The sequence below is a fragment of the Olleya marilimosa CAM030 genome (assembly GCF_000518485.1).
Taxonomy (GTDB): domain Bacteria; phylum Bacteroidota; class Bacteroidia; order Flavobacteriales; family Flavobacteriaceae; genus Olleya; species Olleya marilimosa.
Genome location: NZ_JADR01000002.1, coordinates 47,239 through 73,499, shown reverse-complemented (window position 1 = coordinate 73,499; position 26,261 = coordinate 47,239). Strand labels below are relative to the sequence as shown.

The window sequence follows — 26,261 nt, the reverse complement described above, 5'->3', positions numbered from 1 at the left end:
TAAGGCATTAAAGCATACCAAGTTCTAGTTTAGCTTCTTCGCTCATTAAGTCTTGAGTCCAAGGTGGATCAAAAGTAATTTCTACTTCGGCATCTTTAACTTCGTTTAAAGATTTTACTTTTTCTTCAACTTCTAAAGGAAGCGTTTCTGCTACAGGACAGTTAGGCGTAGTTAATGTCATTAGGATTTTTACATCATAATCTTCGTTAACAAATACATCATAGATTAATCCTAGTTCATATATATCGACTGGGATTTCTGGATCATAAATAGTTTTTAAAACCTTTACTATTTTTTCTCCTAATTCTGCTGTATCTATAGTTGTATCACTCATAGTTATTGTAGTTGTGTTTGATATGCTATGGCATATAATTTTATTTGTTTTATCATACTAACTAAACCATTTGCTCTAGTTGGTGATAAATGTTCTTTTAAACCTATTTGATCAATAAAATCAGTGTTGGCATCTAATATGTCTTTTGGATGTTGATTAGAGAACGTTCTGATTAATATGGCTATAATCCCTTTTGTTATTATAGCATCACTATCTGCAGTAAAAGTAATTTTATTGTCATCCATTTCGGCATGTACCCAAACTTTACTTTGACAGCCTTTAATGATATTGTCTTCAGTTTTATACTCTGGAGCAATAAGTGGTAAAGTTTTTCCTAAATCAATCATGTATTGATAGCGTTCTTCCCAATCTTCAAACATTGAAAATTCGTCTACAATTTCATCTTGTATTTCTTTTATCGTCTGCATTTATCAAAATAATTTAGAATGCAAAATTAATCAATATTCATTGATTAGTTGCTAAATAACTCTTAAAGATAGATTTGAATTTATTGATCTATTTTTTGGTATCAGGTTTAGCGATTTCCCAAATTTTTGTTATTAATGCTGCAATTTCTTTAGGAGGATTACCAGCATCAAAAGTAGGTGTGCTGTATTGTTCGCCATTTAATGTTATCGTCAGGTTGGATGAAGCTGCTCCATCATATTGGTGAGCAGTACTTGGTGGTTCTAGTGTATTTAAAGATTTGATATCTATAGCTTTAGACAGTGTAGTTATCGTGTCCCAGTCCTGCGTACTACATGCTTTTGTGTTTTCCTTTTCTGATCTACTAAACTGAGAGGTAACTGTGGTTTGGTCTATGTTTATCATGGTATAGCTTCCTCTTGCAAAAGCAGTGTATTTAAAAGACAGTGATTGGTCTTGTTTTTGACCTGAAGTAACTATAACAGGTGTTGCATTTAGTACAACTGTGTCATTATTTAAAAGTGAAATAGTATTGTTTGCAACTTTAAAGTTTGTAGTTTTTTCTAACGCTTTTAAATAATTTTGTTCTAAAGTGTTAGCCTCTTCTTGGCAGAATTTTTTAGTTGATGCTAAATTACTGAAAGTTAAACTCTCATTATCCAAATTATACGTTCCAAAAAAATTGTTGCATCCTGAAAATCCAGAAACGCGTTTATTTGAATCATCAAATGTTAGTGTTATTTCTTGACTTGTTATAGATTGATTGTCTAATAAAGTGACTTTATAATCACCATTTAATGTTTGAGTCGCTTTGTCCATATCTGGATTTAAGTTGCTTTTTGAATCTTGAGTTGCACCACAACTATTAAGAAGTATAGAAAATAGAATTATAGTAATTGTTTTCATTATAAATAAAATATTGATTGTTTAACTTAATAATACAAAAAAGACGCCAAAGTTGGCGTCTTTTTAAATAAAAACAATAAAATATTAATTTCCTACTAAAGCAGCTCTTGCTCCTCCAGATTGAAATATGGTTCTCATTCTAGATTTTTGACCTTCTGAAAACATATACATGCAAGCATCATCTACATAATCCATATAATTCATTGTCATGTCTGTAGATCTACAGTTTACTGTAGGGAAAGAAGGACAACCATAATTTGGTCCATCTGAAGAAGGTGTATCTGCAACAAAGTCATCTTGTTTACATCTTCCATCTCCCCAGATATGACGAAGGTTTAAGTAATGCCCAACTTCGTGAGTTAATGTTCTTCCTTGGTTATAAGGTGCTGCAGAACCTCCTGGTAAGCTAGAGTAAAGTACTACTACACCATCCGTAGCTGATGGTCCACCTGGAAACTGTGCATAACCTAAGATTCCACCACTAATATTACAAACCCAAATATTTAAGTGAGTTGATGGTGTTACAGGTGGATAAGCAGCTTTTACTGCATCATTTGTACTCCAAGCAGAAGTAGAATTTGAGTGTCTAAATGTTCCTGCTAGCGTAAAGTTTATCTCAGAATCTGCTACTAATCCAGCAAATTCTGAAGGTACTTGATTTATATCATTATTTGATGCTCTAAAATCATTATTTAGAACATTAATTTGTGAGTTAATTTGTTGATCACTTACATTTTGTTGTGCATTACTATATACAACATGAACATAAACAGGAATATTAACAACACCTAAATTGTCAACTGGATCACCTCCACCAGAGCCTCCACCATTTCCGTTTCCATTTCCTCCTCCAGGTTTCCCTTTTGCACTGATTAGTGACCTAGTTTGGTATTCAATATCATACATTTTTTTGTCCAATCCAGGGTTTTCGTTAAGTAGTCTGTTTAAGTTAACCATCGAGTGACATACAGGTCTACCTTGAGCTTGTCTGGAAGCTTCGTCTACATCTGCATCAGAGTAAAGATAAAAGTCAGACATGTCTATTTGTGTTTGATCTTGTGATAGGTTTTCTGATTTGTCATTACTACATGATGTAAATAGCATTGCAATAGTAGCCATGCATAAAAGTGTTTTCTTCATATGTATTAATATTTTGTTAAACATTTGTGAAATATATAAATTTTTCACTTTTTATATAAAGTATTAAAACATTTTCGACAAAATACATATGAATATAAAAATGCTCAATATTTCTATTGAGCGTTTTTAATATAATTTATAGTTGTTATTTTATGAAAGCATCATTTTTGCTTTTTTAACTCCAGAAACTAAAGCATCAATTTCTGCTTTAGTATTATAAAATGCAAACGACGCTCTAATGGTTCCAGGTATATTATAAAAGCTCATTATTGGTTGCGCACAATGGTGACCTGTACGAACAGCGATTCCCATTTTGTCTAGTAATGTACCAACGTCATAAGGGTGAATGCCTTCTAAATTAAAGGATATTACAGACGTTTTATTGTTTGAAGTGCCATAAATTTTAAGACCTTCAATTTCTAACAATTTTTCTGTTCCATAATCTAATAGTTCTTTTTCATAAGTAGCTATTTTATCAAAACCAATAGCATTCATATAATCCAATGCTGCTCCAAAAGCAATACCACCACAAATATTAGGTGTTCCAGCTTCAAATTTATGAGGTAAGCCTGCATAAGTTGTTTTTTCAAAAGTAACTTGGTCAATCATTTCTCCACCACCTTGATAGGGTTCCATTTTGTTAAGCCACTCTTCTTTTCCGTATAACATACCAACACCAGTTGGACCACAAATTTTGTGGGCAGATGTTACATAAAAATCTACATCTAATGCTTGTACATCAGGTTTGATGTGTGGACAAGCTTGTGCACCATCTATCAGCACAGCAGCGCCAAAATTATGAGCTTGATTGATTATTGTTTTTATAGGATTTATGGTTCCTAAAGCGTTTGATATATGGTTTACAAAAACAAGTTTTGTTTTTTCAGAAAGCAAAGCTGTATAAGCTTCCATATCCAGTTCACCTTCTAAAGTCATTGGTATTACCTTAAGTTTTGCTCCAGTTTTTTCGCAAAGCATTTGCCAAGGTACTATATTGCTATGATGTTCTAAAGCCGAAACGATAAGCTCATCATCTTGGTTTATTAATTTGCTAAAACCATTAGCAACTAAGTTAATAGCATGTGTTGTACCAGAAGTAAATATAATCTCCTGTGCTTTTTTAGCATTAAAATGGTTTTGTATTGTATGTCTAGCTGCTTCATATTTGTCTGTAGCTTCTTGACTTAGTGCGTGGACACCACGATGTATGTTTGCGTTGTAATTAGAGTAGTAATCTACAATAACATCAATAACCTGTTGTGGTGTTTGTGATGTTGCTGCATTATCAAAATACACCAACGGTTTACCATTTACTTGTCTTTTAAGTATTGGAAAATCTTTACGTATTAAGTTGATGTCTAACATAATTGATAGTATTTTTAAAACTGTTTAGCTACAATGTTAAACAGTTGTATAAAAAGATAAACACACATTACTAAAGTTATAATAAGTGACAAAGCCACATGGATTAGCTTTATGTTACCTTTTGCCATAAAGTTAATTAAGTTTTTAAATACAAATACAGATAAAACTAATAACATGTAAGTACAAGATAGACCTACAAATGTTAATAATATACCATCAAAAAAACCACCTTTTGTAAAATAAAACAGCGTGCCTGTTACAGTAGCTATTACTAAACAAATACTAATTAATTTAATAAAGGTTTTGTTTGAAGTGTTTAAAATATCCATATTTGTTACAAGTCAAAACCTATATTAACACCTAGTTTGTTGGCAATAATTTTAGTTATTCGTTGTTTTAATTCTGGAATTTTCACAGATTTTAAAACGTTATTACTAAAGGCGTACATTAATAGCCCTTTAGCTTCTTTTTCAGGAATACCTCTTGATTTCATATAAAATAAAGCGCTTTCGTCTAATTGTCCTATGGTACAACCATGAGAACATTTTACATCATCTGCAAAAATTTCTAGTTGAGGTTTAGAGTTTATTGTTGCTTTATCGCTTAATAATATGTTGTTGTTTGATTGAAATGCATTGGTTTTTTGTGCTTCCTTGTTTACAACAACCTTACCATTAAAAACTCCTGTTGAGCTATCGTTAAAAATCCCTTTATAATCTTGGTGACTTTCACAATTAGGCTCTATGTGATGTACTAAAGTGTTGTGGTCAACATGTTGTTTATCTCCAATAATAGTAACTCCGTTTAATGTAGAGTCCATATACTCTCCGTTTTGATAGAAGTTTAAGTTGTTACGAGTTAACTTTCCTCCAAAGCTAAATGTATGCACAGATACATGGCTTTCGCGTTTTTGCTCTACAAAAGTGCTGTCTATTAATGATGCATTAATGTTGTCATTTTGTACTTTATAGTAATCAACTATGGCACGTTTGTTAGCAACAATTTCTGTAACCGAGTTTGTTAAAACAGGATTATCTGTCAAACTTTGGTGACGTTCAATAATTTGTACATGAGAATTTTCATCTACAACTATTAAGTTACGTGGTTGAAGCATTAATGCAGCTTCATTACCTGTAGAAAAATGAACAATTTGTATTGGTTTTGCAACCACTTTGTTTTTAGGAATGTGTATGTAGGCACCTTCTTTAGAAAAAGCGGTATTTAAAGAGGTTAATCCTTCTTTACCTGCTACTTTATTAAAGTAGTTTTCAATAATTAGTTGGTATTTAGGTTTGTGTAATGCTGAAGACATTAGGCAAACATCAATACCATCATGAGTAGTTTGAGATAAATTAGACGAATATTTACCATCTATAAACACGATTTTATAAGTGTCAATATCATCTAGAAAATATTTTTTAATATCACTGTACTCTAAGGCATTGTCTTGTTTAGGAAACAGACTGTAATCGTGTTTTAAAACGCTATTTAATGAGGTGTACTTCCAAGCTTCATCCTTTTTGGTAGGAAAGCCTTTAGCCTCAAACGTTTTTATTGCTTCGCTTCTAACATCGTGTATTTTAGACTCTAAATCCACTTGATTTTCGAATGCTAAAAAAGAGGATACTAATTTTTCTTTTAAACTCATATTGTAAGTCTTCGGTATTCAGCTTTTAAAAAACAATAATTGTCTAGTAAGGCTGTAACGTATTATAATTATTTGTGTTTTTAAGGGTAATCTTTCTGTTAAATTACATTACCATTACAAACTTTTTAAGCGTCTACTTCTTCTTTGATCCAGTCGTAACCTTTTTCTTCTAACTCGTGTGCTAATTCTTTTCCTCCAGATTTAACAATACGACCTTTGTAAAGTACGTGTACAAAATCTGGTACGATGTAGTCTAATAGGCGTTGGTAGTGCGTTATAACAATAACTGCATTATCCTTGCTTTTTAACTTGTTTACACCATTTGCTACTATACGTAAGGCATCAATGTCTAATCCTGAATCAGTTTCATCTAGTATAGCCAATTTAGGCTCTAACATAGCCATTTGGAAAATCTCGTTACGCTTTTTTTCTCCACCAGAGAATCCTTCGTTTAAAGATCTAGATAAAAACTTACGATCAATCTCTAAAAGTTCAGATTTTTCACGAATCATTTTTAGCATTTCGTTTGCTGGCATATCAGGTAAACCTTTAGCTTTACGTGTTTCGTTAATTGCAGTTTTCATAAAGTTAGTCACACTAACTCCAGGAATTTCTACTGGATATTGAAACGATAAAAACACACCTTTATGCGCACGCTCTTCTGCTGCTAAATCTTCAATGTCTTCACCTTCTAAAAGAATAGTTCCATCTGTTACTTCATATTCTTCTTTTCCTGCTATTACAGAAGCCAATGTACTTTTACCAGAACCGTTTGGTCCCATAATAGCATGTACTTCTCCTGCTTTAACTTCAAGGTTAATACCTTTTAAAATAGATTTATCTTCAACACTTGCGTGTAAATTTTTTATTTGTAACATACTGTTTATTTTCCTAGTTTGATAACGTCGTTTTTATTCGGGTCTAAAGCGCTAACGCTTACTATTTTATTTATTTTTAATTTAAAAGGCCAGCTGTCTTCATTTTCTTTTTTAGGAATTAATTCTCCTAAAACCTCAATGGTTACCATGTCTGTTGGCTCTTGTTGATATTGTTTAGCTTGTTCTGCCAATGCATTTGCCTGATCATTTAAAACTACACCATGTATATCATTTCCAACTTGGAATACTGCAGCATTAGCATAATACACAAAATCTCCTTTAAAGGATGTCCCTTGATCTTTTTTACAACTTATAAATGCAATAAAAATTAAAAAAATAGCTGCTTTTTTCATGCTTAAATTTATTGGATAGGTTCTGGTGCGTGGTTTAAACTATTGTAATCTTTTGTTGAATGCTGAATAATCACTCGTGCTCCTTTTTGTTTTGCAAAAGTTTCAAAAGCTTCCATAGATGCTTTTGTGTCTTCTACACTAAAGTTGAAACTTGGTACGATATGATTAGTTCTGTTTTCTTCAAAATGATATAAATCTCCTGCTAAAAATAATGGTCCTTCTTGCTCTAAATCTAAAAATAAAGATTGATGACCTGGTGTGTGACCTGGAGTTGACTTGATAACTACTTTACCATCGCCAAAGACATCTAAATCTCCATTGATTTTTTTAGTTGTTTTTAAATCCTTAATAGCATTGTAGTTATCAGGATTGTTTTTTTGTTGCTCTATACTTGTTACAAAGTCATATTCTACTTCTTGTACAATCCAAGTGGCATGTGCTAATTTAGATGCTGATCCAGAGTGATCAAAATGTGTGTGTGATAAGGCTATGTAATCAATATCCTTAGCTTCTAATCCTATAATTTTTAGTTGCTCTTCAATACCTTGATTTCTAGAAACAGTAAACGCACCATCAGGAGTAGTAAATGGTTGTTGTCCTACTAAACCTTCTGCTAATCCAGCATCCCAAAGCAAATTGCCTTTTGGGTGTTGTACTACAAAAAACATATCAGCAAAAGTTTTGCTTTCACCTTTATACAAATCGTCTTGAGAAAAGATCTCTAATTTGTTAACCTGAACTGTTCCGCCATCAAACATAAATAGTTTGATTGGTTCTGCTTTTGTTTGGGTAGTAACCTCAGTTTGTTTATTATCTTTTTTACAAGCTACCATAAAGGTTAAGCTTAATAAAATTAGGGTTAGTTTTTTCATAGTATTTGTATTATCCGACAGATCCTTCTAACGAGATTTCTAATAGTTTTTGAGCTTCAATAGCAAACTCCATTGGTAGTTTATTTAGTACTTCTTTACTAAATCCATTTACAATTAAAGCAATTGCTTTTTCAGTATCTATACCACGTTGGTTGCAATAAAATATTTGGTCTTCACCAATTTTGCTTGTTGTTGCTTCGTGCTCTATTTGTGCAGTCTTATTTTTAGCTTCTATATATGGGAAGGTGTGTGCACCACACTCGTTACCCATTAACAAACTATCACATTGTGAAAAGTTTCTAGCATTGTCTGCACGACTACTAATTTGAACTAAACCACGATAAGAGTTTTGTGATTTTCCTGCAGAGATACCTTTGGAAATAATAGTTGATTTGGTGTTTTTACCCAAATGAATCATTTTAGTTCCAGTGTCTGCTTGTTGGTGATTATTAGTAACTGCAATAGAGTAAAATTCACCTACAGAGTTGTCACCTTTTAAAATACAACTAGGATACTTCCATGTCACAGCACTTCCTGTTTCTACTTGAGTCCAAGAGATTTTAGCGTTTTTTTCGCATAAACCACGTTTAGTTACAAAGTTGTAAACACCACCTTTTCCTTCGGCATTTCCAGGATACCAGTTTTGTACTGTACTGTATTTTATTTCAGCATCCTCTAAAGCAATAAGCTCTACAACTGCTGCGTGTAATTGGTTTTCGTCTCTACTTGGTGCAGTACAACCCTCTAGGTATGATACATAACTACCTTTGTCTGCAACTAATAATGTGCGTTCAAATTGTCCAGTACCACCTTGATTAATCCTAAAGTAAGTTGATAATTCCATTGGGCATTTCACTCCTTTTGGAATATAACAAAATGATCCATCACTAAATACAGCACTATTTAAAGCTGCATAAAAGTTGTCTGTTGTTGGTACGATGGTACCAATATATTTTCTTACTAATTCTGGATGTTCTTTTATGGCCTCAGAAATTGGCATAAAAATAATACCTTTTTCGGCTAAAGTCTTTTTAAAAGTTGTAGCAACCGAAACAGAATCAACAACAATATCCATAGCTACATTGTTCATCTTTTTTTGTTCGTCTACAGATATTCCTAGCTTTTTATACATTGCTAGTAAATCTGGATCTACATCATCTAAGGTTTTGTTGGGATCTACAGCAACAGGAGCAGAGTAGTATGCTATAGCCTGAAAATCCGGTTTTGTATAATTTACATTAGCCCAATCAGGCTCTTCCATTGCTTTCCACACCTTAAATGCTTCAAGTCTCCATTCTGTCATCCATTCTGGCTCTTCTTTTTTCATAGAAATAGCACGAACGATATCTTCGTTTAAACCAATAGGGAATGTTTCAGATTCAATATCTGTAAAAAAACCATATTCGTATTCTTTGGTTTTTAATTCTTCTCTAAGGTCGTCCTCTGTATATTTTGACATAATTTGTCTATCAGTTTAATTATAGTGAAAATGATTCGCCACAACCGCAAGTACGGTTAGCGTTAGGGTTATTAAACACAAACCCAGTTCCGTTTAATCCGCCAGAGTATTCTAAAGTGGTACCTATAAGGTAAAGAAAACTTTTCTTGTCTACAATAATTTTAACGTCATTATCTTCAAAGACTTTGTCTTCATCTTCTTTTGCTTTGTCAAATTTTAAATCATAAGACAATCCAGAACAACCACCACTTTTTACACCAACGCGAACGTAGTCTGTGCTTGGGTTAAAGCCATCATCATTCATCAATTCGATGACTTTCTTTTTAGCTGTATCAGAAACTTTTATCATACTTGTTAATTAGATTTTATCTAAATAGAGTGCAAAGATACAACATCAGTCGCTTTTTACCATATCAACTAACATTATATTAGTATATGGTTTTATAGGTTTTTCTTATTCAGGAAGAAAAGCTTGGTTGTTTAAAAATGAAGGGTCTGAAAGTGTCAGTAAAAAGGCTTTTAAGTCTGCTTTATCTTGCTCAGAAAGATTGACACCTCCTTGTGCTACTTTTTTCATTAAAGGGTCAATGGTAGAAGAAGCCTGAAGTCCTGTGCTATAATGCTCTATAACTTGATCCAAGGTTGCAAATCTTCCATCATGCATAAAAGGAGCAGTGTAAGCTAAGTTGCGTAATGATGGCGATTTAAATTTACCGTTATCGTTAGGGTTGCCTGTTACTAGGCCAAAGCCTAAATCTGAAAATGTGGCGTCTAAACCGTTGTTGTGGAACTTGTTATCTGTCCAAAGTGGATTATTTGGATTGCCATGACAATGAAAACAATCTCCACGAGTTTCGTCCATAAAGACATCTAATCCATTTTGCTCTTGTGGTGTTAGAGCTACTTCTCCGTTAGAGAATTTATCAAATTTTGAGTTTCCTGAAATTAAAGTGCGTTCAAATTGAGCGATTGCTTTTGTTACTAAAGTTTTAGTAATTGTTGAGGATCCAAATGCTTGCTTAAAAAGTTGTGGGTATTCTGGGTGGTTGTTAAGCTTAGCCTCTATTGGTTGCCAGCTATCGTTTCCAAGCTCGTTAGCATCCACTACAGGTTCTAGCGCTTGGTTTTCTAACCCTAAGGCGTGACCATCCCAGAAATATCTGTCGTCAAAATTCCAAGCTAAATTAAATAAAGGCATACTATTTCTGGTGCCTTCAATATTTGTTACACCAACACTAAATTGACTTGGATCAGCAAAAGCATGTTGTGGTGAATGGCAACTTGCACAAGCTTTTGTGTTATTAACAGATAGTATGTTATCAAAAAATAAACGTTTACCTAAAGCTACGCCTTCAACTGTTAATTTATTAGTTACAGGAATTATTGGATCAATTAGTTTTTCTTCAAAAAGTGGTGGTATTTCTAATTGAAAAGGAATAGGAACATACGCGTTTTCTTCCGAATTTTCTTCGGAAGAGCAGCTAATTAGTGTAATAAAAAGAAGGCTGTATGTTAACCAATTTTTCATAATTATTGCGTTATTTCACCGATACTAAAAACACTTAAAATATTTTCTTGCATCATTTTTTGAGCGTCATAATTAGGCATTAAAGGAGTGTCTAATACGTTTAAATCCCATGTATTAGGGTTGGTGAATAACTCTGCAATATTCATTTTTACCTCTATAGTAGCTTCATTAGTGATAATTATTGGTGTGTCTAATACTATGGTTGCAAAATTTTGTTCAAATAATCCATCTGTAACTCTTGCTGTACCATTATGGAAGTTAAATGGTGAAGGGTTTGGTGTGTCTACATTATACATACCATCAAATTGTAAAAAATGATAACCACCACCTAGCATTTCTGGCCAATTCCAGCTAGCAGAATTTAGTGTTGGATAGGCTCCATCAATATTGTCTTCTTCATTAAATCCCCAAATAAAGCTTAAGGTATATGTTCCGGAAGGAATACCATTAATGTCTGGTATGAAATTGTATGAATCGTCTTGTGCTAAATCTGTAAATTTAAAGCCATCAAAACTATAGGTGTCACCTGCAGTGTTTGTTAGTTTGAATTTTGAAGTTAAGTATCTAAATCTAATCATGTTTATAACTTCTCCATTAGCGTTTGTGACTGTTTCAGTATCTAGATTAGCACTATTAATTGGTGTATTGTTCCAATTATGAGTAAATTTAAAGTTAACACTTGCAGACAATGTTGTGTTATCATCCATGTCTTCATTACAAGAAAATGTAATTGCTAAAAGCAATAAAAGTGCAATTGTTTTTTTCATCTTATTTAATTTCAATTAAAAGTAAGTCTGTAAACCCTTTATTTTCAGTTATATCAAAATCATTACTACTTGATTCTCCTACAGTTATGATTGTTCCATTATTAAGTTGTGTTACTCCGTATAAAAAGTCAATATTACTGCCTCCAATACTTTGTTGCCATTTTATAAGTCCATTGGCATCGATTTTTAAAATCCAACCATCATTTTGACCTTGGTTATTAGTTAAATCTCCAGTTAAACTTCTTGAACTTCCGCAGATAACAAAACCATTATCTTGAGTGGGAGATATTGCTCTACCAACGTCAAAGTCTTCTCCTCCATAGGTTTTCTCCCATAGTAATTCACCTTGCGGTGAAATTTTTATTAGCCAAACATCTGCAGCTCCAAAATTGGTGCTTACATCAATATCTTCGCTACGCGTATCTCCAATTATAAAATAATTACCATCTCCTGAAGGTGTTATTGCTCTTGCTTCATCAATTTCATCTCCTCCAAAATTTTTCTCCCACTCTAAGTTTCCTGAGCTTGAAATTTTAACAACCCAATAATCATATGACCCTTTATTGTTAGAAATATCTGTATCTGCACTATCTGAAGATCCTACAATAATAAAGCCTTGATCTGTTGTCTGAATAGCATCGTAGGCAGTATCCGAGAAAAAACCACCAAAATATTTACTCCATTCTAATGTTCCGGATTGGTCTATTTTTAAAGCCCAATAATCTCCACCAGCATGTAATGTTTGATTGCTTTTAGTGTTTCCTGCTCCATTTGATGCTGTAACATCTAAAACTCCAGTTAAAAAATAACCACCATCATTGGTTTGTAAAATAGAATACCCAGTATCTATTCCGGAAAATCCATATGTTTTTTGCCAAATCAAGTTACCCTGAGCATCTATTTTTAATATCCAAAAATCTTCTTGCCCATTGTTATTGCTGACATCTCCATCATTACTATATGTAAAGCCGGTTATAGCATAACCACCATCATTGGTTTGAATAATGTCATTACCTCTCTCATCACCTGATCCACCATAAGTTTTAGACCATTCTAATTGGTTGTCTTGATTATACTTTAAAACCCAAACATCATAACTGTTGTCTAATTTAGTTGTTACATCTCCATCTGTTGACTGAGTAAAACCTAATATAATGTATCCACCATCTGTTGTTTTTTTGACTGCTTGTCCGCTTTCGTTTTTGGAGCCACCAAAAGTTTTTACATTTTCGATAACACCTTGAGTGGATGTGGTGATATTTGGTGATGCGTTATCAGTATCGTTATTACACGATAATAGAATTGTGGCTAAACAAAATATTAGTGTTTTATGTATTGTTTTGTGCTTCATTTAATTAATTGCTTTTACGAACAATTAGTAGTCCTCCTTCAATATCACCTATAATTATATTGCCACTTTCAAAATAAGGATAAATACTCCAAACACCATTAAATGCAGCACTATTACTTGATGGATAAGTGTCAAAATATCCGGTTTCTGTCATAGAATTAGTTGTAGATGCTATGTTAGAAATATCTAAAACTCGTAATCCTGCTCTGTAATTTGCTAAATAATATTCGTTACCCTTAACGTAACCATTGTGGTCAATAGCAGCTGTTGGTCCAAGATAGGTTGCGTGTGCAATTGGATTGTCTAAGTCTGTAAAGTCGAAAACAAGTGTTTTAGTATTAAAACCAAAATTAAGTTCGTCTTGTTCGTCACCTAAAATAAAATATTTTTGGTCTTCTGTAAACCAACCTTGATGCGCATAAGCGGTTTGAGGGTAGGTAAAACTGCTTATTTCTATGACATTGGATTTATCTGTAACATCTAATATTACGACTTGATCTGTGTTACCATTGCTACCAACATAGATTTGTTTTCCAGTATAATCTAAATCAGGACCAGAATAAGTGACTACTTGTGCATCATGCGTGTATCCTACAGCTGTGTAATCTCCCAAATTTACCGGATTTGTAGGATTGCTAATATCCACAAATATAGGTCCTCCGCCATTTGTAGAGGTGCATCCTACAAGGTAAGCCACACCTTCAGATTCGTTAATTACAATATTATGGCAGCTACCAACGTCATTAAATAGAGCGTCTTCAGTAAAATTTTGTGGCGCGTTAATTACATTTCTTAATCGCGTTAAATCAAAGACTTGCATACCATGTGCTCCAACATTATCTGCTACTATAAATGCATGATTATTATAAGTTTTAACATCTCTCCAGGCGTTTGATCCAGCACTTGAGTTTAATCGACCTAAAAATATTGGATTTATTGGGTCAGTTACATCCACAAAAGCTGTACTATTAGATAATCCAATAATGGCATATTCTTTTCCATCTAAAGGGTCTGTCCAACCCCAAATGTCACTTCCTTCTTGGTTAGTGCTACCGCTTAATATATTAACATTAATTTGTCCTAATAAATCATAACCATTGCAAGGATAAGGTCCTGCCATACCATCTACACATGGATACAGAGGAGCATTTTCTACATCACATGCATCTCCAATTCCGTTATTGTTTTCATCTTCTTGTCCTGGATTAGGAGTTAAAGGACAGTTGTCTAAATTATTAGGGATTCCATCGTTATCTAAGTCATCATCACAAACATCTCCAATACCATCGTTGTCAGTATCTTCTTGATTTGGATTTGCTATATTAATACAGTTGTCAATATTATCTGCTATACCATCTTGATCAATATCAGCAATTGTTGCTACAGGTTCTCCTGTTCCGTTTTCGTCATCTTTAGAACAACTTTGGTATATGATAAAAAAACAAAGAACGCTTAGGCTAAGCAAAAATGGTTTTACTGTTTTAGTAATGTTTTTCATGGTGTTAATTGTTGACTATTAGTTTTTTGGATACAGAATTGTTGATTTTTACTAAATAAATTCCGTTAGATAAATCAGGAATAGGTAAAACGTACGAATCTGTGTTTATATTGCTTTTAGAAATTAGCTTTTTACCAAGTATACTATAAACTTCTACTGTGTTTATTGTTGTTGAAGCTTTGATTGTTATATTAGATTGTGTTGCTGGATTTGGAGAAATAGAAAATGTATTATCTATTTTAAAAGTGTCTGTGCTTAAAGCCATGTCGCTTGGTCTTAATACAAACAAGCCTCTTTCTATATCACTAACAATAATATTTCCGCTTGAAAAATAAGGGTAAATACTCCATGCGCCATTAAAATTAGCACTATTACTAGCTGGATATGTGTCAAAATATCCAATTTCTGAATTAGAATTGTTAGTCGAAATTAATGTAGGAATATCCAAAACACGCAAACCTGCTCGGTAATTTGCCAAATAAAACTTATCATCTTTTACATATCCATTATGGTCTATCGCAGTAAAAGAAGCTTCATAAGTCGAAATTAAAACTGGGTTGTCCAAATCTAACATGTCAAAAACAAATGTTCTGGTTCCAAAGCCAAAGTTTTGCTCATCTGTTTCATCACCAAAAATAAAATATCTGTGGTCGTCTGTAAACCAACCTTGATGTGCGTAACCAGGATTAGGATAGGTGATTTCTGAAATAAATTGAGGGTTATTCTTTTCTGTAACATCTAATAATACAACTCTGTCATTAGAGCCACCATTGCTGGCAAGTAAAATTTCGCGTCCAATGTAACTAGAAACTCCACTTACTGTTGGGCTAGTGACGTTATTATCTGTCCCATTGTAGGTTATAACTTGTGCGTCATGTGTATATCCTTTTGCAGCATAGCTACCAACCACAGTTGGATTTGATGGATTAGTAATATCTACAAATACAGGTCCTCCACTTGCAGCTCCACTACAGCCAACTAAATAGGCAACACCTTCAGACTCGTTAATTACAATATTATGACAACTTCCAATAGTTAAATCACCAGTTCCTCCGTTACCAGTAAACCGTAATACCTGAGGACCATCAAAGGTTAAGTCACTATCAACTCCGTTTCTTAAGATGGTTAAGTCAAAAACTTGCATACCATGCGCACCAACACCATCTGCCACTATGTAAGCATGATTATTGTATACTTTAACATCTCGCCAAAACGATGTGTTGTTGTTTACGGTTTCTATGCGACCTAAAAATAAAGGGTTTATTGGGTCGCTAATATCTACAAAAGCAGTGCTATTTGTAGTACCTACAATTGCATATTCTTTTCCGGTTAAAGGGTCTGTCCATCCCCAAATATCACTACCTTCTTCATTACCTAAAGTAGTTGCTAATGTTGCTATTGGGACTCTAGATAATAGGTCGTAACCATCACATGGATAACTAGTTGTAACACCATTGGTTGTATGCGTTGCAAATCCGCCTACACAAGGACTTTGTGCAAAAATTAAAGAGCTAGTAAAGATGGTAAAAAATAGGAGTAATTTTTTTGAAATATTCATTAGGTTAAGTTATTCTTAAATTTTGGACACAAATTAAGCAGAATTAGCGATAAAATGCGCTTTTACCTTGTTAAATTGATGAATTAATTATAATTGTCGTCACTTGTTTTTAATAATCAAACAATTTAAAGGCTTTTTTTGTAAAGATTAAATTAAGCTTAGTATTTTTGCAGTATGATAGAAGATAAAAACCAACAACGTACAGATTTAAGCCAATTAGGAGAATTTGGATTAATCGATCATTTAGCTAAGAGTTTTGAGGTGACTCAAAAATCAACCATTAAGGCAATTGGTGATGATGCTGCTGTTTTAGAATTTGATAAAGACAGAGTAGTGGTCTCTACAGATTTTTTAGTTGAAGGTGTTCATTTTGATTTAAGCTACATGCCTTTAAAACATTTAGGTTATAAGGCTGTTATAGTCAACTTATCGGATATTTTTGCAATGAATGCCGAGGCAACACAAATAACAGTATCGATAGCTGTTTCTAATCGTTTTCCATTAGAAGCGATTGAAGAACTTTATGCAGGTGTACAAACTGCTTGTAAATTATATAATGTTGATTTGGTAGGAGGAGACACGACATCTTCAACCTCTGGATTAATTATTTCAGTAACTGCAATTGGTCAGGTTAAAACAGGAAACGAAGTTTATAGAAGTGGCGCCAAGCCAAACGATTTATTAGTCGTTTCTGGAGATTTAGGAGGTGCTTATTTAGGATTGCAGGTTTTAGAACGTGAAAAAGAGGTTTTTAAAGTTAATCCTAATAATCAACCAGATTTAGATGCTTATACTTATATAATTGAGCGTCAATTAAAACCTGAGGCTAGAAAAGATATAATAAAATTACTTGCAGATTTAGAAGTTAAACCTACTGCTATGATTGATATTAGTGATGGGTTGTCTTCAGAGATTTTGCATTTATGTAAAGCAAGTAAAGTTGGTTGTGATTTATATGAAAACAAAATACCTTTAGATCCTCAAGTAATCTCTACTAGTGAAGAGTTTAACATGGATAGTACTACTATTGCTTTAAGTGGTGGAGAAGATTATGAATTGTTGATGACCATATCTCAAGACGATTTTCCTAAAATAAAAGCAAATCCACATTTAACTGTAATAGGTTATATTACAGAAGAAGCTTCTGGTGCACATTTAGTAACAAGAGGAGACCAAAAAATACAACTGACAGCTCAAGGTTGGAATAGTTTTGAAACTAACTAAGATGTCATTTTTAAGATAGGCGATTGTACAATTTGATTGTTGCTATATCTAGTTAATTTGTTTTGATGAATACGTTCTAACACAGAGTTTATTTCTTTATACTTTGGTGTCAAGTCGGTTAAGTATCCTTTGCTATTTATAGTCATTTCTTTTTTGCAATGACAGCACTTGTACTCTTTAATATGATAGGTTACTTTTTTGCTTACGCTAAAGTTGTGTCCAAAAACAGAACAGTATAAACGTCCCTTTAGTGATGGTTTTTGTTGTACATTATTCATACTTATAGGTCTTTTTGTTATCAGATACTTGTGGTTAAGTCTTAGAAATCTGATAGATAGCGATTCCGAATATATGAACAATATTTTAAAAATCGGTCAAAAAGCTATATTTTTTCGTTGAAACGCATTATTTCTTGTAAGAATTCTTCTTTGTTTTCTATGTGAGACATGTGTCCTCCATCTAAAATTACAATATTAATACCATTTAATGTTTCTAAATGTTGTAAGTCCATTTTTGATAAGATAGGATCGTTTTTACCTGCTATTATAAGCTTTTTGCAGTTTAAGTTTTCTAATATTTTAGTTCTGTCTACTCTAATTTTCATGCCTTCTTGAGTGGCAACGTAACCTTGAAGTGGTGTTTTTAAAGCTTCGGTTTTAATGGATTCAATTTCTTTATCAAAACGTAACCTGTTGTCTTCAAAAAACAAATTACTAATGGACATGCTAACTAGGTTTTCGTAATTAGATTTAGCGACTTTTATGGCTCTGTTTCGAAGTAAGATGCGTTCTTGGCTATCTGCAAATGGAGTCGAGTTCATTAAACATAAGCCTTCTATTGTTTCTGGCTTAATTTCGGCGTAAGCCAAAGCAACATAACCACCTAATGAATGACCAATAAGTGTTGTGTTTGTAATATTTAAGTGTGTTAATACAGCGTTTATTGCGTCTGCAAAATCTTCCATAGTATGGACATAACCTAAGCAATTTGTATTGCCATGTCCTAATAAATCTATGGTTATGACTTGGTGATTTTTTTCAAGTAAGGTCACTGCGTCCTTCCACATCGTGCTGTTTTCTAAAAAACCATGTAGCAATGTGACGGTTTTACCTTGTCCTGAAACAGAGTACGAAATGGATATCCCTTTGTAAGTTACAATCATAGCCAACAAAGATAAGATTTGTACTGTTTTTAGACTGTTGTTTTGGTTAAGTATTTACTATATTTGATTACCAAGACAATAAATAATAAAATTATGAGATTAAAACCTATCCTTAACGCTTTTGCTATGTTAATGTGCATGACCTTGTCTGCTCAAATTGATGAGGCTAAGTTAGACCAACTTGTTGAAAATACTTTAAAAACCTTTGACGTTCCTGGTATATCTGTTGGTGTTATTAAAGACGGTAAAGTTGTATATGCTAAAGGACATGGTGTATGTGCTTTGTCTAATAAAAAAGCTATGGATAATAGTACTTTGGTTGGAGTAGCATCTAATAGTAAAGGATTTACTTGTTTTGCATTGGCTATGATGGTGGACGAGGGAAAACTTAATTGGGATGATAAGGTTAGACAACACATACCTGAATTTAAACTTAAAGATGCTTGGGTGACAGAGCAATTTACGGTTAGAGATCTAGTTACGCACAGAAGTGGAATGGGACTTGGTGCAGGAGATTTAATGTTTTTTCCGGAAGCCAGTTTTGAGGTAGAAGATGTGATTGATAATGTTGAGCATTTAGAGGCAGAAAGCTCTTTTAGAAGTCAATTTGCTTACAATAATAATATGTTTATTATCGCTGGAGAGGTTTTAAAACGTGTCAGTGGTTTGTCTTGGGAAGAATTTATTGAAACCAAAATTATGAAGCCTGTTGGCATGATTAGTAGTAAAGCGTCTTACAATCGTGTGACTGATAAATCTAATATTATTGAAGCGCATACGTATGCAGATGGTCAATTGGTACAGATTCCGCACGATTGGAGTCCAACTGCAAATCCAGCTGGAGGTATAGTTAGTAATGTTGATGACATGTTAACTTGGGCTCAGTTTTTAATGAATGATGCTGTAACAGCAAAAGGAGAACGTTTGCTAAGTGAAAAACAATTTAATGAGCTTTGGCAACTACAAACACCTTTAAAAGTTAGTCCTAATGATAGTTATAATTCTAATTTTAGAGGATATGGTTTAGGATGGTTTGTGACAGACGTAAAAGGTGGTTATAAACAAGTGTATCATACAGGTGGTTTATTGGGAACAGTAACGCAATTTACTATGATTCCGGATTTAGATTTGGCAATTGTAGTGCTAACCAATCAAATGAATGGTTCTGCTTTTAATACCATTACTAATACTATTAAAGATAGTTATTTAGGTTATGAAAACCGTAATTGGATAGATAAATTAGGTCGAAATAATAAAGAATGGTATCAATATAACGACAGTATTAAAACTGCAGTTTTTAATCAGGTAGCTAAAATGAAAACAAGTAGCAACATGCCTAAAGTAGCTAACATAACAGGTACATATAAGGATGCTTGGTTTGGAAATATTACTATTAATCAAAAGGGAAATGAATTAAGAATTGCTTCAGAAAAATCTAAAACCTTAATAGGAAGCGTCTTGCCATACAATGCTACCACATATGTTGTTAAATGGGATAATAGAAGCTATGATGCGGATTGTTTTATGCAATTTAGTTTTAACGAAAAAGGTCAGGCAGTTAGTGCGACATTAAAGCCAATTGCACCTGTAACAGATTTTAGTTTTGATTTTGAAGATTTAAAACTAATCAAACAAGATTAATTGTGAATAAAACTAAAGACCTTTTAATAACTAGCTTTGCGTTGTTTTCGCTTTTTTTTGGAGCAGGAAATTTATTGTTGCCTCCACTTTTAGGATATAATGCTGGTCAAAATTGGTTTTGGGTAACCTTAGGTTTTGTTATAACAGCAGTAGCAATACCCATTATTGGTATATATGCGCACGCTAAATTACAAGGTACATTATATGACTTTGGTAAAAAGGTATCACCAGTATTTAGTTTTATTTATTGTATTTTAATTTATCTAATAGCTGTAGCTATTCCGTCACCACGTACAGCAGCTGCAACACATGAAATTGCAATACATCCAAATTTTGGTACTTCGCCTTTATTGACTAGTAGTGTTTACTTTATATTAGTATTGATTTTTGCTTTAAATCGCTCTAAAATATTAAATATAATAGGTAAGTATCTAACACCTTTTATTGTTATTATTTTATTATTAGTCATTGGTATTGGTTTGTATTCTACACAAATGATTACTAACCCAACGCAAATGGATACTCCAATTGTGGATGGTATTTTAGAAGGTTATCAAACCTTTGATGCTATTGCTGCTGTAGTTGTAGGTGCAGTTATAATTATCTCAATTAATTTAAAAACGGATGCTACGTTTGAAGCTAAAAAGGATTTAATTAAAAAATCAGGATTAATAGCTGGTTTTGGGCTTTTTATAATTTACGCAGGACTAATAGCAGTTGGGGCATCTTATGGAGGAGAGATTGATATAAATAGTAGTTTAAATAGTGACATGCAACGTGCTAATTTATTAACTGGAATTAGTATTAAGGCTTTGGGTACTTTTGGTTACGCTGTATTAAGTGTTTTAATAGCGTTGGCTTGCTTTACAACAGCTGTTGGTATAGTGACAGGTACTGCAGATTATTTTAAAGGGTTAATAAATAACTCTCAGACGGTTTATGTAGTAACAGCTATAATAGCTAGTGTGTTTGGTGTTGTGGTTGGGCAGTTAGATTTTAATACTATTATTGTGATCGCTTTACCAATACTTTTATTTATTTATCCAATAACTATAGTTTTAATTATATTAAATGCAATCCCAAATAAATATGCACCTAAGTTAGTGTTTAGGGTAGTTGTGTTGCTTACTTTTTTGTTTAGTATTCCTGATGTTGTAGGTGTTATAAGTCCTTCAAAAAATTTATCAAGTGTGGTTAATTTTATTCCTTTTGCTAAATATAGTTTGGGATGGGTTTTGCCATCATTTACAGGTTTTATTATTGCTAATTTACTAGCCAAAAAGGCTTGATTTTTTAAGAATAAGTATTTAACTTTGTGTAACAACAAAAACGTAATATTTATGAAAAAAACGGTATTAACTTTAGTATTTTTATGTGTGTGTGTTGTGTCTTTTGCTCAAAGTCAACCTCAGGTAGGCGATGTATTAGAGGTTAACGCACCTAAAGGTGAGCATTATAATCATATTGACTTTCCAAGATTAAATATTTTAGTCAAACGTGGTAAGTTAGCAAGTTATAAGCCTGTTATCAATCATAAGGTTTTAATTGATAATGTTTTTACTAAGGAAAATAAAACTTACGTTGTTTTAAAAAAGAAAGATGGTACTAAGTTTTTCGGACTTCAAACTACTGTAGAAGCGGATTATCAAAAGGCTTTAGAATCCGGTGAACTGACTATCGTTAACCCTTAGTTTTTTAGGTTTTTAATAACTGAAAACGCTTTATCGACCACATGGTCCTCTACTAAAACAGTAAATTCGTTTGTGGTAGATACTACTTCGTAAATAGGAATGTTTTCCCAAGCTAATCGCTTAAATATTTGGTAATATAATCCAGATATTTTGGAGTTGTCTTTAGGTAAGCGCACGCTTATTGCAGACAGACCTTCTTGTAATCCAATTTGTTTTTCATTAGAAAAACATTTACTAACTTTTTTGTTTTCCGAACTTGATATAATAATATTACTTTCAAAGATACCTCGTGTAAACGCATAAAAAATATCTTTGTTAGCTTCTACTTGATCTAATATTTTTGTGTGACTTTGTATTAATGTTTCTGAGTTTTGAAACGTAAAGTCACTTAAATTGGAGCGTACTGTAATATCTCCTAAATTTTGTAAGGTGCTTTTTAATTTTAAAGAATGTCTAAGTGTATTTGGTGTATTGTAACGTCGCAAAGCCATCATAATTGCTCCAGATTTTACTGGTTTACGTAGCATGGCACTAATGGGAGCGTTTAACTCTTCTGCTAAAGCAGAATAATTAATAATACTTCTTGACAACGCTTCTTCTAAAAATGGTTGAGTAATTAGTATGTCTTCTACGCAAGAGGCTATGGTTTTCATCGTGTTAATTATTTAACAATTTGTGCAAAAATAGTACAATTTTTTCATTTTTATTGCTAGATAAAAGTCCCTAAGTAATTTAGCAGTATAAATGTAAATAATATGTTGGTATTAAAGTTTGGAGGCACATCTGTTGGGTCTATTGAAAATATGGTTAATGTTAAAAACATTATTAACAATGGACAACAAAAAGTTGTGGTTTTATCTGCTATGTCAGGTACCACAAATGCCTTAGTCAAAGTTGCAGATTACATAAAAAATAATAATCCAGAAGATGCTTTAATTGTTATTGATGTACTTAGAAACACCTATAACACGACCGTTAAAAATTTAATTACAACACCAGAAATTTATAAAACGGTTTTTGTGTATGTTAATAATACTTTTAATTCACTTGAGGTTTTGGTTAATAGATTGTATGACGATTTATTATACAATCAAATAGTGTCGCAAGGCGAGTTATTGTCAACATTTATCTTTAGCCATTATTTACAGCAAGAGAATATAAATGCTGTGTTATTGCCTGCTCTGGATTTTATGCGCATTGATAAAACAAATGAGCCTGATAATTATTACATACAACAAAATTTAAATCGTGTAATTAATGAGTCGCCAAAAGCAGAGATTTATATTACGCAAGGTTTTATTTGTCGTGATGTAAAAGGAAATGTTGCTAATTTACAACGCGGAGGAAGTGATTATACTGCTACCATAATTGGAGCTGTGTTAAAAGCAAAAGAAGTGCAGATTTGGACAGATATAGATGGTTTTCATAACAATGATCCACGATTTGTAGAGAATACAACAGCTATTTCTAATTTGTCTTTTGATGAGTCTGCAGAGTTGGCTTATTTTGGAGCCAAAATATTACATCCTCAAACCGTTATGCCTGTGCGTGAATTGGATATACCAGTTAGGTTAAAAAACACCATGTTACCAGAAGCGCATGGTACATTAATAACAAATCAAGTCCATGGAGAAGGGATTAAGGCAATTGCTGCAAAAGATGGTATTACAGCCATAAAGATAAAGTCTGCCAGAATGTTATTGGCACATGGTTTTTTAAAGAAAGTATTTGAGGTTTTTGAGCGTTATGAAACGTCCATAGACATGATTACAACATCAGAAATTGCTGTGTCATTAACCATAGATGATACCACGCATCTAGAGGCTATTGTAGAAGAATTGGATCGATTTTCAGTAGTTGAGGTTGATAACTATATGAGTATTGTATGTTTAGTTGGTAATGCTATTATATTTCATCCAGACACGCCTAATTTGTTTCAAATTTTGCAAGACGTAAGCGTGCGTATGATATCTTATGGAGGAAGTAATAATAATATCTCTTTGCTTATTAATACAAGTGATAAAAAAGAAACCTTGAAAAAGCTACAACGCTATGTTTTTGAGAGTCATTCTGTTTTAGTTTAAAATGAGGAAAAGCAAGCTTTTAGGGCTTGCTTTTTTATTTTAATTACTTTTTTTTAAAGTCGGTTTTCAACAATACTTTTTAATTTAAAGTCTTTGCCCCAAGTCGCTTTTATTTTTAAGTGATAAATTTTATCTTTAAATTTTCCCTTTGATTTGATTTTATATAATAAATTGTAAGTACATAGGTAATCTTCACCTAGTTCTGAAAATTTAAAAGTGTCCCATTGCACATTCGTAGTGCTTTTTGGGAAATTTTTTAAATACTTTGAGGTTTCTATTATTATTTCATCTAAAGTTAAATCTGATTTGTCATACCAATTATTGACTTTCGGAGCTATATAGTTTTTTAAAGCATTTATGTTGCCATTTTCTAAATGTTGATAATATTCAGTTGTTTTCTTTCTGATTTTGCTTTCAGTGTTTTCGTAAAAAATAAAAAAACTAGCTGTAGTTATAATCAAAAGAAGCATCCCTATTAAAATGTTTTTAGGCTTAGCTTTAAATTGCTTTTTCTCTAGATCATTGTTGGTATACTCTACATCGTATGACTTTAAAATTTCATTGGTGACTGCTGATTTTTCAATTTTAAATTTGTTGATAAAAGAAGGGTATAGTTTAAGATATGCTAATTCATTTAAAGGAATTAAGCTTACATTTTTCGGGTTTTCGGGTGAGCCTTCTATTCCTAGAACTATAAAGACTGAAGTATTTTCATCTGCTTGTATTTTTCTAAATCGTTCTAATTGGGTAAAGCTAATCACCTCCACCATATCGTCCGAGTTGAAGCTTGAACGATATTTGGCTTCTATATAAAATTCCTTTTTAGTTTTCTTGCATCTAAATTTGAAATCAGGTTTTAGAGTGTTCTCAGAATATCTTTTGCTGTTTTGACTAAAAGCATTAGTTCTATGTATTAAATCATAATCTGATTTTGGGAAAAGATTCTTTTCTACAAAACCTTCGAATTTTTCTCCTTTTTCGAAAGATGAATTATCCATTATTTAATTTCTTTTGAAGTAAAGTTTATTTTGAAAATTTTACTTATTCATTATATCCTCAATTTCCTCAATTTCAATTGGGATGTCTCTCATTAAATTAAAAGGTTCTCCAGATTTTTGGATCACAACATCATCTTCCAATCTAATACCAAAACCTTCTGCAGGAATGTAAATTCCAGGCTCAACAGTAAATACGTTGTTAGCTTGCATTGGTTCTGTTAAAATCCCGTAGTCATGCGTGTCTAATCCCATGTGGTGTGACGTACCATGCATAAAGTATTTTTTATAAGCAGGCCAATCTGGATTTTCGTTTTGTACATCTGCTTTATCAAGTAAGCCTAAACCTAAAAGTTCACTAGTCATTAATTTACCAACTTCCACATGGTAGTCAGCCCAAATTGTACCAGGAACTAGCATTTTTGTAGCCTCATTTTTAACTCTCAAAACAGCATTGTAAACCGCTTTTTGTCTGTCATTGTATTTACCAGAAACAGGTATAGTACGTGTCATGTCACTAGCGTAATTAGCGTATTCTGCTCCAGCATCAATTAATATCAAATCTCCAGCTTTACACTCTTGATTGTTTTCTATATAGTGTAACACGTTAGCGTTGTTTCCAGAACCTACAATTGGTGTGTATGAAAAGCCTTTAGAACGATTATTTAAAAACTCATGCATAAACTCGGCTTCAATGTTGTATTCCATAACGCCAGGTTTAACAAAGTTTAAAACACGTCTAAAACCTTTATTTGTAATATCACAAGCGGTTTGGATTAAGTCTAATTCAATTTGATCTTTTACAGATCTTAAGCGTTGTAATATTGGATTGCTTTTAGCAACACTATGTGCAGGATATTTATCTTTTATCCATTTAGTAAAACGGTCTTCTCTTGTTTCGGTTTCTACATTAGCTCTGTAATGCTCATTGGTGTTTATGTAAACGGTTTCGGCTTGTGTCATCATTTCAAACACAACTTTTTCTAAGTCTTGTAACCAATAAACGGTTTTAATTCCGCTTGTAGCCAATGCAGCCTCTTTAGTTAGTTTTTCACCTTCCCAAACAGCAATGTGTGCATTGGTTTCTTTTAAAAATAAAACCTCTCTGTTTTTAGGATTTGGACAATCCGGAAATAAAACTAAAATACTTTCTTCTTGATCAACACCACTTAAGTAAAAAATATCGCGTTGTTGTTGGAATGGTAATGTGCTATCTGCACTAATTGGATAAATATCATTAGAGTTAAAAAAGGCAATACTTTTTGGCTTCATTTGAGAAGCAAAATTTTTACGGTTTTTTATAAATAATGACGAGTCGATTTTGTGATATTTCATAAGAAAAATTTAATTTTTAATTTCCACAGAAGTGAAAAAATGTATT

General features: G+C 32.7%; 27 protein-coding genes. 5 read left to right on the top strand and 22 right to left on the bottom strand.

What is annotated here, in order from left to right; all coding sequences use genetic code 11:
- Positions 1-7 precede the first annotated feature (7 nt).
- The 17 genes from M890_RS0104330 to M890_RS0104250 form a co-directional block, all read right to left on the bottom strand.
- Positions 8-334, bottom strand: a complete 327-nt coding sequence (locus tag M890_RS0104330) for a DUF59 domain-containing protein (RefSeq protein WP_028282352.1) — start codon at positions 332-334, stop codon at positions 8-10.
- Between the two features lie 2 nt (positions 335-336).
- The gene (locus M890_RS0104325; protein WP_028282351.1) at positions 337-762 is read right to left on the bottom strand and encodes a SufE family protein; all 426 of its coding nucleotides are present in this window, start codon (positions 760-762) and stop codon (positions 337-339) included.
- An 88-nt stretch (positions 763-850) separates the two neighbouring features.
- Positions 851-1,666, bottom strand: a complete 816-nt coding sequence (locus tag M890_RS16370) for an META domain-containing protein (RefSeq protein WP_028282350.1) — start codon at positions 1,664-1,666, stop codon at positions 851-853.
- Between the two features lie 84 nt (positions 1,667-1,750).
- On the bottom strand, positions 1,751-2,806 hold the full coding sequence (locus M890_RS0104315) for a zinc metalloprotease (RefSeq protein WP_028282349.1): 1,056 nt from the start codon (positions 2,804-2,806) through the stop codon (positions 1,751-1,753).
- Between the two features lie 150 nt (positions 2,807-2,956).
- Positions 2,957-4,171, bottom strand: coding sequence for an aminotransferase class V-fold PLP-dependent enzyme (locus M890_RS0104310; RefSeq protein ID WP_028282348.1), 1,215 nt, complete (start codon positions 4,169-4,171; stop codon positions 2,957-2,959).
- Between the two features lie 14 nt (positions 4,172-4,185).
- Positions 4,186-4,500, bottom strand: coding sequence for a hypothetical protein (locus M890_RS0104305; protein ID WP_028282347.1), 315 nt, complete (start codon positions 4,498-4,500; stop codon positions 4,186-4,188).
- A 5-nt stretch (positions 4,501-4,505) separates the two neighbouring features.
- Positions 4,506-5,819 carry a Fe-S cluster assembly protein SufD gene (gene sufD, locus M890_RS0104300; protein WP_028282346.1) on the bottom strand — a complete coding sequence of 438 codons (1,314 nt, stop codon included), beginning with the start codon at positions 5,817-5,819 and terminating at the stop codon, positions 4,506-4,508.
- A 125-nt stretch (positions 5,820-5,944) separates the two neighbouring features.
- On the bottom strand, positions 5,945-6,697 hold the full coding sequence (sufC, locus tag M890_RS0104295) for a Fe-S cluster assembly ATPase SufC (protein WP_028282345.1): 753 nt from the start codon (positions 6,695-6,697) through the stop codon (positions 5,945-5,947).
- Positions 6,698-6,702: 5 nt separating this feature from the next.
- Complete coding sequence (locus M890_RS0104290; RefSeq protein WP_028282344.1) at positions 6,703-7,050, bottom strand: hypothetical protein; 348 nt, start codon at positions 7,048-7,050, stop codon at positions 6,703-6,705.
- Between the two features lie 8 nt (positions 7,051-7,058).
- Positions 7,059-7,922 (bottom strand): quorum-quenching N-acyl-homoserine lactonase MzmL, encoded by an 864-nt coding sequence (mzmL, locus tag M890_RS0104285; RefSeq protein WP_028282343.1) that lies wholly within the window; start codon positions 7,920-7,922, stop codon positions 7,059-7,061.
- Positions 7,923-7,932: 10 nt separating this feature from the next.
- Positions 7,933-9,381 carry a Fe-S cluster assembly protein SufB gene (sufB, locus tag M890_RS0104280; RefSeq protein ID WP_028282342.1) on the bottom strand — a complete coding sequence of 483 codons (1,449 nt, stop codon included), beginning with the start codon at positions 9,379-9,381 and terminating at the stop codon, positions 7,933-7,935.
- 19 nt (positions 9,382-9,400) lie between these two features.
- Positions 9,401-9,730 (bottom strand): HesB/IscA family protein, encoded by a 330-nt coding sequence (locus M890_RS0104275; protein WP_028282341.1) that lies wholly within the window; start codon positions 9,728-9,730, stop codon positions 9,401-9,403.
- Positions 9,731-9,835: 105 nt separating this feature from the next.
- Complete coding sequence (locus tag M890_RS0104270) at positions 9,836-10,909, bottom strand: cytochrome-c peroxidase (protein ID WP_198018196.1); 1,074 nt, start codon at positions 10,907-10,909, stop codon at positions 9,836-9,838.
- 2 nt (positions 10,910-10,911) lie between these two features.
- Positions 10,912-11,676, bottom strand: a complete 765-nt coding sequence (locus M890_RS0104265; protein WP_028282339.1) for an MbnP family protein — start codon at positions 11,674-11,676, stop codon at positions 10,912-10,914.
- A gap of 1 nt (position 11,677) precedes the next feature.
- On the bottom strand, positions 11,678-13,027 hold the full coding sequence (locus M890_RS0104260; protein WP_051437443.1) for a hypothetical protein: 1,350 nt from the start codon (positions 13,025-13,027) through the stop codon (positions 11,678-11,680).
- Between the two features lie 4 nt (positions 13,028-13,031).
- Positions 13,032-14,525 (bottom strand): choice-of-anchor B family protein, encoded by a 1,494-nt coding sequence (locus M890_RS0104255; RefSeq protein WP_028282337.1) that lies wholly within the window; start codon positions 14,523-14,525, stop codon positions 13,032-13,034.
- A 4-nt stretch (positions 14,526-14,529) separates the two neighbouring features.
- Positions 14,530-16,083 carry a choice-of-anchor B family protein gene (locus tag M890_RS0104250; protein WP_036597153.1) on the bottom strand — a complete coding sequence of 518 codons (1,554 nt, stop codon included), beginning with the start codon at positions 16,081-16,083 and terminating at the stop codon, positions 14,530-14,532.
- Between the two features lie 174 nt (positions 16,084-16,257).
- Between M890_RS0104250 and thiL the strand changes: the two genes are divergently transcribed.
- A complete protein-coding gene (gene thiL, locus M890_RS0104245; protein WP_028282335.1) occupies positions 16,258-17,307 on the top strand; it encodes a thiamine-phosphate kinase in 1,050 nt (349 codons plus the stop codon).
- On the opposite strand, the gene M890_RS0104240 is transcribed toward thiL, so the two are convergent.
- On the bottom strand, positions 17,304-17,585 hold the full coding sequence (locus M890_RS0104240) for a DUF1660 family phage protein (protein ID WP_028282334.1): 282 nt from the start codon (positions 17,583-17,585) through the stop codon (positions 17,304-17,306). The genes thiL and M890_RS0104240 overlap by 4 nt on opposite strands.
- 104 nt (positions 17,586-17,689) lie before the next feature.
- On the bottom strand, positions 17,690-18,469 hold the full coding sequence (locus M890_RS0104235) for an alpha/beta fold hydrolase (protein ID WP_028282333.1): 780 nt from the start codon (positions 18,467-18,469) through the stop codon (positions 17,690-17,692).
- A gap of 93 nt (positions 18,470-18,562) precedes the next feature.
- Here M890_RS0104235 and M890_RS0104230 point away from each other — a divergent pair, with 93 nt between their 5' ends.
- From M890_RS0104230 to M890_RS0104220, 3 genes are read left to right on the top strand one after another with little or no spacing between them, the layout of a single operon-like run.
- Positions 18,563-20,110: a serine hydrolase gene (locus tag M890_RS0104230; RefSeq protein WP_051437442.1), complete on the top strand. Its 1,548-nt coding sequence runs from the start codon at positions 18,563-18,565 to the stop codon at positions 20,108-20,110.
- Positions 20,111-20,112: 2 nt separating this feature from the next.
- Complete coding sequence (gene brnQ, locus M890_RS0104225) at positions 20,113-21,399, top strand: branched-chain amino acid transport system II carrier protein (RefSeq protein WP_028282331.1); 1,287 nt, start codon at positions 20,113-20,115, stop codon at positions 21,397-21,399.
- Positions 21,400-21,450: 51 nt separating this feature from the next.
- The gene (locus M890_RS0104220) at positions 21,451-21,801 is read left to right on the top strand and encodes a hypothetical protein (RefSeq protein ID WP_028282330.1); all 351 of its coding nucleotides are present in this window, start codon (positions 21,451-21,453) and stop codon (positions 21,799-21,801) included.
- On the opposite strand, the gene M890_RS0104215 is transcribed toward M890_RS0104220, so the two are convergent.
- Positions 21,798-22,454, bottom strand: a complete 657-nt coding sequence (locus M890_RS0104215) for a hypothetical protein (protein WP_028282329.1) — start codon at positions 22,452-22,454, stop codon at positions 21,798-21,800. The genes M890_RS0104220 and M890_RS0104215 overlap by 4 nt on opposite strands.
- Before the next feature lie 102 nt (positions 22,455-22,556).
- On the opposite strand from M890_RS0104215, the gene M890_RS0104210 reads away from it, so the two are divergent.
- On the top strand, positions 22,557-23,885 hold the full coding sequence (locus tag M890_RS0104210) for an aspartate kinase (protein WP_028282328.1): 1,329 nt from the start codon (positions 22,557-22,559) through the stop codon (positions 23,883-23,885).
- 53 nt (positions 23,886-23,938) lie between these two features.
- On the opposite strand, the gene M890_RS16365 is transcribed toward M890_RS0104210, so the two are convergent.
- Positions 23,939-24,883 carry a hypothetical protein gene (locus M890_RS16365; protein ID WP_051437441.1) on the bottom strand — a complete coding sequence of 315 codons (945 nt, stop codon included), beginning with the start codon at positions 24,881-24,883 and terminating at the stop codon, positions 23,939-23,941.
- A gap of 39 nt (positions 24,884-24,922) precedes the next feature.
- Positions 24,923-26,215: an aminopeptidase P family protein gene (locus M890_RS0104200; RefSeq protein ID WP_028282327.1), complete on the bottom strand. Its 1,293-nt coding sequence runs from the start codon at positions 26,213-26,215 to the stop codon at positions 24,923-24,925.
- Positions 26,216-26,261 lie beyond the last annotated feature (46 nt).